The organism is Aquiflexum sp., assembly GCF_977115555.1.
The window spans coordinates 1-13,835 of record NZ_CDSBKL010000075.1; the positions used below are offsets into that span (position 1 = coordinate 1).

Genomic DNA, 13,835 nt, shown 5'->3' on the forward strand with positions numbered 1-13,835 from the left:
TTAAATTTAGTGTATTCCCCGATGAAATCCAGTGTTTTTTACAAAAAATTTATTATTCACATTTTTCAGAAGGTAAAGTTACCGGATAAAGTATTTCCTATATGTGTCAAATATTACATTGATGAACCCCATCTCTTTCTTATTTTAGACATAGTTAATTTATACTTCAATAAATTTAGTAATCAAGTTTGGTTTTCCAAATCAAATTATAAAAATGTTCAATTTAATGATTAATTGGCTGTTAAAAAGTTAAATTACAGAATGATATTTTGAAAGAGGGAAATCAATTTTAAATCAATAGAAACTATGATGGGTGTCAAAGGTGACGTCAAAACCCTGCTGAAGGCCAATTTTCCTGATTTTGAAAAGGAGTTAATTGAAGAAATTGTCAGGGAAGGGGAGTTGGTTCTTTATCCAGAGGAAGAACTCATGATGGATCTAGGGCAGCAGGTAAAGCAGATTCCTTTGATTGTCAAAGGGACAATTAAGATAATCAGGGAAGATGAAGAAGGGCATGAGATTTTTCTATACTACCTGAAGGAAGGTGAAGCCTGCGCGATTACTCTAATCTGTTCTGCCAGGGAAGGTTATTCTAAGATCAAGGCCATTCCCCAAGAGGATACTACTGCCATCAACATTCCCATCGAAAAGCTGGACGAGTGGATGTTCCAATACAAATCCTGGTATTATTTTGTCATGGCAAGCTACCAATACAGATTTGAAGAACTACTCAAAGTAGTTGACGAAATCGCCTTCCATCATATGGACGAGAGGTTACTTACTTACCTTCGCAAGGCAGTGGATGTCAATAATTCCCAAATCTTGAAAGCCACACAGCAGCAAATTGCATCGGAACTGAATACCTCTCGTGAAGTAGTGGGTAGGTTGCTCAAAAAACTGGAGCAAAACGGTACAGTCAAAATCGGTAGAAATCAGATAGAAGTCATAAATTGATAAGCAAATGGAATTTATAGACTATTATAAAATCTTGGAAATTGATAAAAAAGCATCTCCCGAGGACATCAAGAAAGCCTATAGGAAGCTTGCCAGGAAATATCACCCTGATCTCAATCCCAATGACAAGGAGGCTGAGGCTAGGTTCAAACAGGTCAATGAAGCCAACGAGGTTCTAAGTGATCCGGAGAAAAGGAAGAAATACGACCAATACGGAAAGGATTGGAAACATGCCGAAGAATTTGAAAAAGCAGGAGGTCGACAATCAAGGCCATCCGGTCAGGGAAGCAGCAGGGCATATTCCGGACATTATACAGAAGAGGATTTTTCAGATTTTTTCAGTTCCATGTTTGGCGGTGGCGCCGGTTTCCAAAGTTCTGGCAGGGAAAATGCCAGATATAAAGGAGCAGATTACAAGTCAGAGTTACACCTCAGGCTTTCAGATGTTTTTCAATCACAAAAGCAGACCCTTACTGTGGATGGCAAAAATATTCGCCTCACCATTCCGGCCGGTGTGGAAGATGGGCAGACCATCAAAATCCGTGGCTATGGTGGGGAAGGTGCCAATGGCGGACCAAAAGGAGATCTGTATATCAAGTTTGTGATACAAAACGATACTGACTTTGTCAGGGAGGGCAATGACCTGTATGCCAATGTCAATGTGGATCTTTATACCGCGATTTTGGGAGGAGAAATCACAGTGCCAACCATGGATGGAAAAGTCAAACTCAAACTCAGTCCTGGAACGCAGAGCGATACCAAAGTCAGGTTGAAAGGCAAAGGTTTTCCAGTGTACAAAGAAGAAGGAAAGTTTGGTGACCTTTATGTCACTTACAAAGTAGAAATTCCAAAAAGCATTTCAGAGGAGGAAAAAGCACTATTTGAACAATTATCCAAACTCAAAACCCATGGAACCAACTAACCACATCAGCATCCAAACTTTCTGCCAATACCACGGCATTGAATCTAGGTTGATTTTTACCTTTCAAGAATTGGGTTTGGTCGAAATAGTCCAAGAAAAAGAGGAATTCTATTTGGAGGAAGAAAAGCTTACAAAACTTGAGCTGATCGTCAGGTTGTACAAAGACCTGGAGCTCAGTCCGGAAGGCGTGGAGGTGGTGATCGGTCTTTTGGATAAAATAGAAAAGCTTCAGGAAGAAAACCTCTCTTTGAAAAGGAAATTAAGAAGCAGCCTGAAATAAGGCTGCTTCTTATTTTTAAATAGGGATAAATTAAAAACCTTTCTTTAAATTTTTGCACCAAAAGAAACCACAAATCCCCTTCCATCTGAGGACCATATTCCCGGACCCGGATACATTTGGGGTCTTTTGGTGAAGTATTGCTTGTCAAACAAATTGTTGATTCCTGCCCTGAGTACAAACTTTTCCAAAAACGGGAATGCCATATTTAAATCCCAAACATGGTATTCGGGAACAATTCCCACTGCACCTGAAGCCGGAGGAATCCTGGTGTTCAATGCATCAGCATATGATTCTCCGACAAACTGATGTTGAAGGACAATTTTGAGAGGGCCCACGGTTCCGGTCAATCCGTTTCTACTGATCCAAGTGGGTACTGCCTCAATTTTATTTCCCGTAATGTCCTGGTTTGATTCTCCATTTGAAACATTTCCATTTAGGTATCTCGCATCCATATAGGATGTGGCGGTATAGAATGAAAGGGAAAATTGATTTGAAGAAATAATTTTCATATCCAAATACAATTCAATTCCATCTGTCATGCTGTTGCCAATATTGCTTTTGGCGATCAAAGTTTGACCGTTTTCCTCCACAAGGATATTCCCGATCCTGTTTCCTATATAAGTCCTGAAAAGAGTCAGGTTGTATTTTATCTTATCATCAAATGAGTTTTCCCAACCAAATTCGGCATTGTAACCAAAAGAATTGGTCAGGTTTTCATTGATGGTAGCCAAGGGATTACCGGGAATCAGGTCCTGAAAAATCACTGGTCTTACTGCTTGGGAAATACCGCCATACAGTTTCGAATGGGAATTGATGAAATAGGCGGCATGGGCTCCCAAAGTGAAGAAATTGTAAGGAATCGTTCTAGGAACTTTGCCTTCTTCTAAGTAGTCAATGCGTCCTGTCATGTCGGAATTGCCATATTCATACCTGATCCCCGGAGAAATACTGAATTTCGGAGAGAAATTAAATTGATTTTCAAGTGCCATGGCAATGCTTTCAGAATGTAGGGTCATATCTCTCACAAAACCATTGGAAACTGAAAGGTCAAAATCCGAACCTGTTGTCCCCATTCCCCGCTGTCTTCTATCGAACTTATTATTGAAATACCGAACTGATCCGGTTAAGAAGTTTTTGACATGACCCAATCGGTATTCATGTATAATCCTAGCTTCTGTAGTTCTGCTATGGTAATTGTCAATGTCGACATTTCGTGGCGCAAATTCATTGGTCTCAGGATTGATCACATCGGGGACATTGGCAAAACCATCAAAAGTAACTGAACTTCTTTGTCCAAATGCCCCTGAACCTATCCATTCAAACCTGGTTTTTGGGCTGATTTGCCAGTCCAAAGAGAGGGAAGGGATGTAAATTTCTGGGGAATAGAAATTCCTTTCCCTTGTGGCTTGCCTTGGATTCTCGGCAAACTGCCCGTCTGTCAATGGACCTGGAATCCTGTATAAGTAGTAGCTTCTTGAAAGCTGCACGTTGAAATTCAGGTTTTCATTGAAGTCATAAGTCAAACCGACATGCTGCGCATCCGAATCCGAGCGGGCATTGTCACGATAACCATTTGAGGTTCTTTTTTGGTAGTAGGCATAATAAGTCAGTTTCCCCACTTTGCCTCCGATAGCATTGTAAGAAGCGAAAAGCCCAAAAGATCCAACTGTAGTCAGGTTTTCGTACGAAAACACCTTGGTCGGATCCGGGCTTTTTAGCACATAATTCAACATTCCTCCAAATTGCTGTCCATATTGAAGGGCGGCTGTCCCTCTGACCAATTCGATACGTTCGACTGCTTCCATTGGCATAGAATAGTGACTTGCCGGATAGCCATACATATCCGTATTGATGATGGTTCCGTTTTGACGGACATTGAATTCCCAACTGCGGTGGGCATCCAACCCACGGACCGAGAAATTCACCTGATTGCCGGAACCGTCCATGTCATAGACTAAGCCGCCGGGAACTTTGGCAAAAACCTGACGACCTGTTTTTTCTGCGAGGTTTGCAGGTAAGTCCTTGACAGAGATGACTTCTGATTTCCTCCCTCCGATGATAAAAGTTTTGTGGATATTGGCAAGGGGTACAATAACCTCATTTTCCCTGACTCCTAGTACCTTAAACTCCTTTAGGTCATAATTGCTAAGGGTGTCAGTCTGGGCAAATGCCATTCCCCAGATCAGATTCAATAACAAGGTTAATATATATGGTAATGTAATTTTTTGTTTCATAGGAATTTTCAAATTGTCATTTGAAATTGGTTTTAGAAAATATTCAGACCACAGAAAATAGTCCATAGTCTTTTAAATTGTACATCACTCAGGGATCTTAAATGGTCAAAAGAAAGTGTAATGACGATTGGTCATCCCTCATTCTATGTCCTTAACAATTTAAAATGGTCAGGAAAGGAATGAAGGTTGGTGTTGCGTCATCTTGAATCCGAGGTACGAGGATGAAAGATCTCAGAATAATGAGACACTTCTCCAATACTGTTGTTGGGATCAGTGTGACGAGCGTGTTATACAAGTCTCTAATTTGGTTTTAAGACTAAAAGTTGTCTCAAATTTAGGAGACCTTTTCATCCCTTTTAAGAATAAAAATATTTTATGAGAACCGGGGAGGAGGGCTATCCAATTTGGAATAATCATTTTCAGATTCCAAAAAAATCAAGGAAGTAAACTTTTCTCTAAATTGGTTAAATGGGATGAATAAAAAGCTGTTTTCCGGCTTAGAGTAGTCTTTAGCAAATAGTTTTGACAATACACTATTGCTGCTAGGGTCTGGATTTTCATCTTGAACCAAAGAGCTGATCCATTTCTTTAGGGTTTTAGTGAGATTTCCTTTTTCTATATCAGCTACGTAAACAATTTCCAAAGTATCGCTTAAGTACCGCTGCTTGATCACTCTGTAATGCTGTCCGTTTTCTTCAAAAGCAGTATTGGTTACCTGAAAATGTTCCTGATCTGCCATATAAGGCAAGGAAATCGGGATATGTTTTATTTTAATTTCAAGGTTTTCTTGATCTTGAAAAATCCTTTCAGACCATTTTGTTTCTATTTTGGCTGAATATGAAAAGTAAAGACCATAATACCCAAAGTGGTATAGGGCAAAGCAAGTCAATAATAATATGGGAATGGATTTTTTCAATCAGAAGATTTTTCTAGAAGCAGGAAATATAGGGTGAAATTAAAATCATGGCAAACATTTATTGCCATTTAATAAGTAGGAATCCTTATAATTGGTTAATTAAAGCCTGAGTAAAGTCGAAATTCAAATGGATTACAGACGTCTATTTGATTTTTTTTGAGCAAATTAACCAATTTAAAGGCTTTTCCTCATCTGATTTCTTCTTCCACTTTCCATATATACTCCGCCCCAGCTTTATATTCCTCTGCTGTCTGCAGGTGCTCCATCATGAGTGGCACTTCAGGGAATTTCGCAAGTTCGGAAAGAAAAATTCTGTAATCCATTTGGCCAAGACCGGGCCTGACCTCGTTAAATTCCGGCATAAAAGTATTTTTCTTCAATACCAGGTCTTTGGCATGACAGCTTTTGATAAAAGGGCCGAGTTTTTTGAAACAGTCTTTGATCATATCTTCATTTCTAAAGAAAAGGGCCGGGCTTGTTACCATATTGACGGGATCAAGGTGGACAGCAAAAGCTTTGCGGTCTATGGCTTTGATCAACCGGAGATAGGAATCTGCCGATTCAGGAAAAATCCAAGGCATGGCCTCCAAGGTGTAAAAGGTGTTTTTTGGTTTGACCTGATCGATGATTTTCCTGGTTGTCTCCACGATCAGGTCAAAAGTATCTTCCGAGAAATTGTCTTGGTGAGGACCGGCCCAAATCTCGGCATCCTTCGATCCGGCGATGTTGACGCAGCATTTGGCTTCGATCTGATCGGCAAGGTCTAATGAGGCCACACATTTATCCAAGGCTTCCTTGGCGGTTTTTTTGTCAGGACTGATAGGGTTAGACCATGCGCCCACTTCGGCAATGAGGATGTCAGCCTTATCAGCGGCTTTCTTATATGCTTTTATTTCATTGTTATCAGCCTGAAGTCCTACGGGACAATATACCGCCCGATAGCCTGTATTTTTTACAGCAGCCACCCAAGTTTCAGGAGAATCAAATTTTTCAAACAGAGGTCCTCCAAGCCGGATTTTGCTTTTGGCTTTGAGACCAGAAGCCATTGAAGGTAGAGCAGCCATTAAGCAAGAACCGATAACGGTTAGTGAAGTCACTTTGGAAAATGTGCGTCTGTTCATGTTTTAAAATTTGATTTGAATTTCAATCAGTGAAATCAGAGGGGAATTACTTATTCAATTTTGGTTAAAATAATTTTAGATCAAACTCTTTTGATTGAATAAATTCATATTTTGGACCATGATTTCAAGGTTTTTTCTTGTTTTTATTTGTTTTTGCCTGCTTTCAGTCAGCTTCATTGCCAATGCCCAGGAAAAGGACACCCTTTACCTGAGAAATGGTCAGATCATGGTCGGGAAGCTGAATAGCATCAGTTTGGGCATCATCCAATTTGATGACGTTGACCTTTCAGTGCAAAATGTCAAATACCACAAAATCAAAACAATCAAAGCCGGTATGTCGACCTACAGGATCCAAACCATCGACGAATCGGTATATTATGGAATTTTGAAACCCTCAAAAGTGTACGGAGAGGTAATTGTCGATGATGGTTTTGTAGAGAAGCCATACCCAATCATCAACATTTTCAATTTGGTATCTTTGGAAAAGAAATTTATTAAAAAGATAAAAGGTACAGTTGCCTTAGGGTATTCTTATACAAAGTCAAGTGATATCGGGAGGACAAATATTGATTGGAATTTGATGTTTACGGAACAAAAATTCCGTTTGGAGTTTAATGGATCATTTATATATACCAATAACCAAGGTGAAAAAACACGGGACCGTGAATCAGTTGCTGTAGGAGGTTATTATAATATCAATTCAGTATTGGTAGCCGGTTTGGCATTGAACTACCAGCGAAATATTGAGTTAGGTTTGGCAAGTAGGATACAGGAATTGGTTGGATTTGGTAGGCGGTTTCTATTTAAAAGTAACCTCCAGGGTGTTTTGAGTTCGGGGGTTGTTATCAACCAAGAAAGGAGTTTGGAAGGAACCACATCGGGTAATCTTTTTGAGATTCCTGCACAGTTTAAGTTGGATTATTTCCATTATGCAGCGCCAAATCTTTCTTTTTCAATTATCCCCAAATTCTTTTTTGGGGTAAATCAGAATGGAAGAAAAAGGTTTGACGGAGAAACAAGAGTTAATTGGGAAGTGATCAGTAATTTGGACTTAGGTTTACAATTTTACACCAACTATGACAATCAGGCATTGGAAGGAAGCAACACCAACTTTGATTATGGTATTGTATTTAATGTGGGGTATAAGTTTAAGTAATCTCCTCACACAAAGACCAGCTTGATAAGAATCCAATTCAAACTTTTATCCATGAAGAAGAAATGTTCTTTTTATCACCATTTTCGGAATAGAAATTTCTTTTCAATTTTTGGATTTATTAATAGGTTTACCCAATGATAAAAAAACATTTTACCGGGTTTTCTCCTTTGGTCAACCCTGAGGAAGAAGCCTTTTTTGCCGGTCCACAGACACGTTGGGCAGATTTCAAATTCCTCATGAAAGTTATAATGGAATTTGTCAGGGGATTTAGGATGCTCCATTTTGTAGGGCCTTGTGTGACTGTTTTTGGTTCTGCGAGATTTCAGGAAAATGATAAATTTTACAAACTCGCAGTCAAAGTTGGGGAAAGAGTCAGCAAATTGGGTTTTACTGTCATGACAGGCGGCGGTCCCGGCATCATGGAAGCAGCAAACCGAGGTGCCAAAAATGTCGGAGGTAAATCTATCGGATGCAATATCATTTTACCTTTTGAGCAGCATCCCAATCCTTATTTGGACAAATGGATGGACTTCAACTTCTTTTTTGTCAGGAAAGTCCTGCTTTCAAAATACAGCTATGCTTTTGTGGTCATGCCGGGAGGTTTTGGCACCTTGGATGAGTTTTTCGAAGCTTTGGTATTGATTCAGACCAATGTGATGAGGCGCTTTCCTGTGGTATTGATGTGCAGCGATTTTCACCATGAGCTGTATAATTATATCAAGCATATGGCCGAATATGGAACCATAAACAAGGAAGATTTGGAGCTTTTTTTATTGACTGATTCGGTGGAAGAAATGGAAGCCCATATCAGCAGATACGCCATCGATGCATTTGGCTTAAAAAGGAAGCCTGTCGTCAAACCGGTTGTTATCTTGGGGGAAAAGGGGTGATATGAATCTTACCCTAAAGCCACATCCAAAATCATCATGACGGTAAAGCCAAGCATGAATCCAAGCACTGCCAGGTCAGTGTATTTGTCCCGTTGGGTTTCGGGGATTACTTCTTCTACTACCACATAAATCATCGCGCCAGCTGCAAAGGACAATGCATAAGGAAGTACATCCTGCATATGTATGACAGCTACAGCACCTAGTACGCCTGCGATGGGCTCTACGACAGCCGATAACTGTCCATACCAAAAGCTTTTTCTACGGCTGACTCCCTGCCTCCTCAGCGGTATTGCGACTGCAAGACCCTCAGGAAAATTCTGTATTCCGATACCTATGGCCAATGCGATCGCTGCAGAGATACTTGCTCCTTCCATACCGTTTGCCGCAGCCCCAAACAGGATGCCTACAGCTAGTCCTTCAGGGATATTGTGTAACGTGATCGCCAAAAGTAAAAGTGTGGATTTATGCCATTTGGTGGCTACACCTTCAGTTTCCTCTTTTTTGAAATTGATGTGGAGGTGTGGCATAAGTTTGTCCAATCCGAAAATGAAAAAGCCGCCAAGAAGGAAGCCTATTGCAGCCGGAAACCATGGCATGGATGGAAACATTTTTTCAGAATGCTTGATACTAGGTGCTAAAAGTGACCAAAAACTCGCCGCAATCATCACCCCTCCTGTAAATCCAAGCATGGTATCAAAAACGGCCCTGTTGATCGTCTTAAAGAAAAATACAATGGAAGCTCCCATTGCAGTAACAAACCATGTGAATAAAGTTGCTAGCAAAGCGGCCTTAATAGGACCGATCTCAATTGCGAAATTTTCAACGGTTTCGAGCATTGGGTATGTTTTCTACAAAATTATCTAAGTTTTTCATATAATGCTGAAAAAAGAATTATTTAGTGTATAACTTGTTCTCATTCCAAAAAAGGGAAAAGGGATCAAAAAAACGGCCTGAATTAGAATTGTTTTCAACCTCCCGCCTTGATATAAATCCAACCGGCTTCCTGCTTCATGACGAGCTCAATGATGGCCGCAGGGACAAATCCAGCCAAGGGAAGAAACTGTTCTTTTTTCAAATCCCTTTGCTTCATAGTGTTTTCACAGACGACAAATACGACTCCTTTATCGACCAGTTTTTGCAAATCGTTTTCTAAAGCTTTGTTATTATTCAAGAGTAAATCCACGCCCATTCCATGTGTGACCACTTCGATTTTGGCATTGGGGGCGGCAGTGAGTACATTGTTGAGTTGCCTGATAAACTTTTTGTGTACCTCAGGTTCACCATCTGTGAGTTGGAAGAGGATTTTATGTTCAGCGGTAGATACCACCTGGCCTGAGGCAAATGCGGTAAATAGGACCAAAAGGAGCAATGTGAGGGAAGTGCGCATGTTTTTTTTCTGTTAAGCTACTTCATTTATAAATTTAATTTGGTGATAGGTGTCACGAAATGTCAACCGTAATCAGAAATTTACCATCAGACTCAGGATAAAATTTCTGCCCGGTGCAGCTATTCCCGAACTGTATGCTCTAAACCTGACATCGGTGATGTTTTCCAGACCAAGACTGAAAGCCAAATACTTATTGGATCGATACAATCCTTTCAGATTTAAGGTAGCCCAAGAAGGACTGTATGGGTTTCCATCCTTATCAATGGCATACAATTCAGGTTTTCCCCTTTCTTCAAGTGGAAGCTGTTCAAATGAAAACCCTCCTGAGTATTCAGAAAATAGCTGAATTGTCAATTTTTCTTTTTGGTATTCAAGACGGCTTACCCCAAAAGTAGGTGGGGCATGTCGGGAGGGGCTTTGAGTTCCGTCATCTGTTTCTTCTGTTCCTTTTTGGATGTTTAATTTTGAAGAAAAGGTCAAATTCAAAGGCAGCTTGATTTCTAATGCGGCCTGAAGCCCAATGATGCGGACAAAAGCGGCATTTTGTAAAGCCAAGACTTTGCTCAATTCTCCGTCATAGATAATACTGTCTTGCCCATTGAGGCTGAAGCTCCTTCTTACCATGGCATTGTCCAAATGGGTGAAATATCCGGTGAGGTCAATCACCATCCAATCTCCAAAAACTTTTCCAACGTTGGCTTCCAAATTATAGGCATATTCTGCACTTAGGTCAGGATTAGGAACAATCACTGTTCCCGGTTCGGAGTCAAAAACCTTTCCTATGTCATCTACATTTGGGGATCTGAATCCTGTTGAAACATTTAAATGCATTGTCCATTCCGGTGCCGGAGTGTAAACCCATCCGGTGCTAGCATTGAAAGCACCCTCCCGGTTTTCACTTTTTTCAAACGGAAATGGATAAAAATCAAGGTTGTTGCTAAAGTCGGCATTCAATCCAAAGAAATTGTACCTCAGCCCCGCCTGTACCAATGATTTTGCAGAAAGTTTCTTTTGATAAGTGCCATAGGCGGCATAGGAATGCCAAGTGGCTTGGGGGTATCTTGCTGGGCCTACGGATACTTCTCCAGAATTGATGTTCTCATCCGTGCCTGTGGATTGCACATCGTTTTGGATCACCTCAATGCCATAAAACAGTTTGGCATTTTCTGGAAAAGTCTTCAAAAAATCAAGGTTGACTGAATAAGCCATGACTTCTTCTGTTCTTGTCCGGCGGATTGGGTCCTTGAAGTTCCTATCAATTCTGCTTTCACCGAATTTTTGGACGGCAAGGTTTAAATTGACCTGGTCAAAGGCTTTTGATTCGGAGTTATGAGAAATCTTGACATGGTTCATCATCCAGGTTTGTGGGCCATATTCCCATTCAGCACTACGGGGTTGCCCGTTTGGTCTAAACCTGATCAACCTGTCATATCTCGAAAACTTAGAAGTTTCTGAATAATGAAAACCGTATTGAAAATCCCATTTTTTGTTAGGAGAAAACCTGATTTTCTGCATCAGGTTGATCTGGTCATACCCAGATGGAACCTGGATTTTGGGGTTTGGATTTTCCACCAACACATCTTGATTGTTTTCTGTCACCACAAAAGATGGCCTCAAAAATTCCTCAGGTCCATTACTTCCCATCCTAAGGTCACCAAAGTTATGTTTGCTGAAACTGCTGACTCCGGCCCATTTTTTTCCTCCATATTTCAGGTGGATATGCCCTGTTTTTTCTTTGTTGGCAGTGTTGGTTCTCAAAGTCACATTTCCTGAGATATCCGTTTTTTCAGAGGTTGACAGTTGGGCTTCGAGTGTCTGAAAACTCATCACGGCCCCTATCGCATCGCTTCCATAAATGATCGATCCCGGACCAAAAAAGACTTCAGTACTTTCAGTGGCAAAGGGATCCAAAGAAATGACATTGTGAAGATTACCGCTTCTAAAAATCGCTGTATTCATCCTTACACCATCGACGGTATACAATAACCGATTCGTCGAAAAACCCCTGATCATTGGGCTTCCTCCGCCTTGTTGGCTTTTTTGGATAAAAACTTCCCCGGAAATTGCCAAAAGGTCAGCCGCGGTTTGTGGATTTAGAAGGCTTCTTTCCTCGGTGGATATGGTAGTAATGCGAGAAGGTATTTCATGTCTCGACTGGCTCCATCTGGAAGCAGAGACTACTGCTTGTTGCAAGGTGATCTCAGAATGTTGGAGGTAAATCCGGAAGCCCTCAGTTTCCAATTGGCGGTAGCTTTTTGATATTGGAATATAGCCATAGAGCCTGATTTCTATTCTTTCCTGATCTCCGAAATTACTGATATCTACCTCACCTTTATTATCGGTATGTGCTATTAGTTTTGATTTTGCAGAAGAAATAGTAACTGACTCAAGGGGCGATTCAGAACCCGATTCCCTAACTGATAATATCTGCCCGAAGGCCGTTTCAACCTGAAACAAAATCAAAAGCAATAATATGGTCCTAAGCATTTTATTGAAATTCGCTCGGGAAGTTAGAGAACTTTTGAAAAATAAAAAGGGGAATTTATTTTAAAGAAAATCGATCGGTCGGTATTTTGAAAAAGAAAATGACCCGGTGTCTCTCCGGGTCATCTCTATCAGGCTCTTCCTTTGAGCATCATGTCCCAATACATTCTTGGGAGTACATATTTTTTGAGCAGCCACATGCTATACTGTTCCTTGCTGGTATCTACAAAAGTTGAGATGAGTGGGTCACTGTCTCTGACGTTGTCATACTTAAATTCTGCCAAGACCATTTTGCTGTATCCTGTCACCAAAGGGCAAGAGGAATAGCCTTCGTATTTCATTTCACCAACCTTCTTGGTTTTTATCAAATGAATCAAATTACCTACTACTACAGGAGCTTGTTTTCTCACGGCAGCCCCTGTTTTGGCAGTAGGCAGCGCAGCCACATCGCCAAGGGAAAATACATTTGGAAATCTTAAGTGTTGTAGTGTATTGATGTCAACGTCTACCCATCCTTTTCCGGGTCCCTCTTTCATCGATACGGTTGAATTCCTGACAAAATCCGGTGCCTGCTGTGGTGGAGCAATGTGAAGCATGTCATAGTGGATGGTGATTTCTGTTTCACCACTCATTTTCTCCATGATTCGGGCATCTAGTTTTTTGGAATATTCATCAAAATCACCCTTGATATACTTGAAAGTAATCTCTTGTTTGGCGCCGTCAATTTTGACAGGGGCATAGAAGGTTTTGAGGATAATATCTCTGTCGGCAATGATTTTATTCAATGTTTTGGCATAGACCTCTACCCCAAAAATCACTGTGCCCGGAGTAGCAAAAATCACCTTGGTTTTATCTCTCACACCAGATTTTCTGAAATATTCCTCTGCGAGGTACATGATTTTTTGTGGTGCACCACCGCATTTGATCGGGGTAGTAGGCTGGGTAAAAACCGCATTTCCACCTTTGAAATTCTGCAATACTTCCCAGGTATGTTTGGAATTGGTATAATTGCTACAAACAACTCCTTTGTCCATTACCTCAGTAAGTCCGGGAAGTAATTCCGGTGCCATGATCAGCCCCGGTGCCAAGATCAAAAAATCATAGGTAATATCCCCTGATTTGGCTGTTTTCACCATGTTTTTTTCGGGATTCAGTTCTGTGGCTTTGTCTTTGACCCAAGTGACTCCTTTTGGGATATACCTAGCTTCGGATCTTTCGGTATCCTCAAATTTGTATGTACCCGCACCTACCAATGTCCATGCAGGCTGGTAATAGTGTTTTTCGGAAGGTTCAAGAATGGCAACCTGAAGGTTTTTATCTTTTCTTCGGAGCTGTGCTGCGACAGTTATTCCGGCTGTTCCTCCTCCAATGATCAATATCTGATAGTGGCTCATGGATATTTGGTTTTTTTGTGTACAATAAATGTAATGTCCAAAAAAGCCTTAAACAGTGATGAAAATCACATTTATAAAAAAATCGAAAAAATTTTCC

Annotated in this window: 12 protein-coding genes; 5 read left to right on the forward strand and 7 right to left on the reverse strand. The window is 40.7% G+C overall.

The window, feature by feature from the left end:
* Positions 1-306: 306 nt before the first annotated feature.
* The 3 genes from ACZFYI_RS06825 to ACZFYI_RS06835 are packed head-to-tail and all read left to right on the forward strand — an operon-like array spanning position 307 to position 2,156.
* Positions 307-954: a Crp/Fnr family transcriptional regulator gene (locus ACZFYI_RS06825; RefSeq protein ID WP_462523377.1), complete on the forward strand. Its 648-nt coding sequence runs from the start codon at positions 307-309 to the stop codon at positions 952-954.
* Positions 955-961: 7 nt separating this feature from the next.
* The gene (locus ACZFYI_RS06830) at positions 962-1,876 is read left to right on the forward strand and encodes a DnaJ C-terminal domain-containing protein (protein WP_462523378.1); all 915 of its coding nucleotides are present in this window, start codon (positions 962-964) and stop codon (positions 1,874-1,876) included.
* Positions 1,863-2,156, forward strand: coding sequence for a chaperone modulator CbpM (locus ACZFYI_RS06835; protein WP_462523379.1), 294 nt, complete (start codon positions 1,863-1,865; stop codon positions 2,154-2,156). The genes ACZFYI_RS06830 and ACZFYI_RS06835 overlap by 14 nt, the downstream gene beginning before the upstream one ends.
* Positions 2,157-2,200: 44 nt before the next feature.
* On the opposite strand, the gene ACZFYI_RS06840 is transcribed toward ACZFYI_RS06835, so the two are convergent.
* From ACZFYI_RS06840 to ACZFYI_RS06850, 3 genes are all read right to left on the reverse strand, one after another.
* Entirely contained in the window at positions 2,201-4,390 is a 2,190-nt protein-coding gene (locus tag ACZFYI_RS06840) for a TonB-dependent receptor family protein (RefSeq protein WP_462523380.1), read from the reverse strand.
* A gap of 373 nt (positions 4,391-4,763) precedes the next feature.
* Positions 4,764-5,306, reverse strand: coding sequence for a hypothetical protein (locus ACZFYI_RS06845; protein ID WP_462523381.1), 543 nt, complete (start codon positions 5,304-5,306; stop codon positions 4,764-4,766).
* A 188-nt stretch (positions 5,307-5,494) separates the two neighbouring features.
* A complete protein-coding gene (locus ACZFYI_RS06850; RefSeq protein WP_462523382.1) occupies positions 5,495-6,427 on the reverse strand; it encodes a sugar phosphate isomerase/epimerase family protein in 933 nt (310 codons plus the stop codon).
* 94 nt (positions 6,428-6,521) lie between these two features.
* Here ACZFYI_RS06850 and ACZFYI_RS06855 point away from each other — a divergent pair, with 94 nt between their 5' ends.
* Together ACZFYI_RS06855 and ACZFYI_RS06860 are read left to right on the forward strand one after the other, a co-directional pair.
* Entirely contained in the window at positions 6,522-7,583 is a 1,062-nt protein-coding gene (locus tag ACZFYI_RS06855) for a DUF481 domain-containing protein (protein ID WP_462523383.1), read from the forward strand.
* A 134-nt stretch (positions 7,584-7,717) separates the two neighbouring features.
* Complete coding sequence (locus ACZFYI_RS06860) at positions 7,718-8,473, forward strand: LOG family protein (RefSeq protein ID WP_462523384.1); 756 nt, start codon at positions 7,718-7,720, stop codon at positions 8,471-8,473.
* A gap of 8 nt (positions 8,474-8,481) precedes the next feature.
* Here the strand turns inward: ACZFYI_RS06860 and ACZFYI_RS06865 are convergent, their stop codons facing one another.
* The 4 genes from ACZFYI_RS06865 to ACZFYI_RS06880 all read right to left on the reverse strand — a co-directional run bounded on the left by ACZFYI_RS06865 (position 8,482) and on the right by ACZFYI_RS06880 (position 13,738).
* Positions 8,482-9,309: a ZIP family metal transporter gene (locus ACZFYI_RS06865; protein ID WP_462523385.1), complete on the reverse strand. Its 828-nt coding sequence runs from the start codon at positions 9,307-9,309 to the stop codon at positions 8,482-8,484.
* A gap of 131 nt (positions 9,310-9,440) precedes the next feature.
* Positions 9,441-9,860 (reverse strand): DsrE family protein, encoded by a 420-nt coding sequence (locus ACZFYI_RS06870; protein ID WP_462523386.1) that lies wholly within the window; start codon positions 9,858-9,860, stop codon positions 9,441-9,443.
* 72 nt (positions 9,861-9,932) lie between these two features.
* A complete protein-coding gene (locus ACZFYI_RS06875; RefSeq protein WP_462523387.1) occupies positions 9,933-12,347 on the reverse strand; it encodes a TonB-dependent receptor plug domain-containing protein in 2,415 nt (804 codons plus the stop codon).
* Between the two features lie 128 nt (positions 12,348-12,475).
* Positions 12,476-13,738: an NAD(P)/FAD-dependent oxidoreductase gene (locus ACZFYI_RS06880; protein ID WP_462523388.1), complete on the reverse strand. Its 1,263-nt coding sequence runs from the start codon at positions 13,736-13,738 to the stop codon at positions 12,476-12,478.
* Positions 13,739-13,835 lie beyond the last annotated feature (97 nt).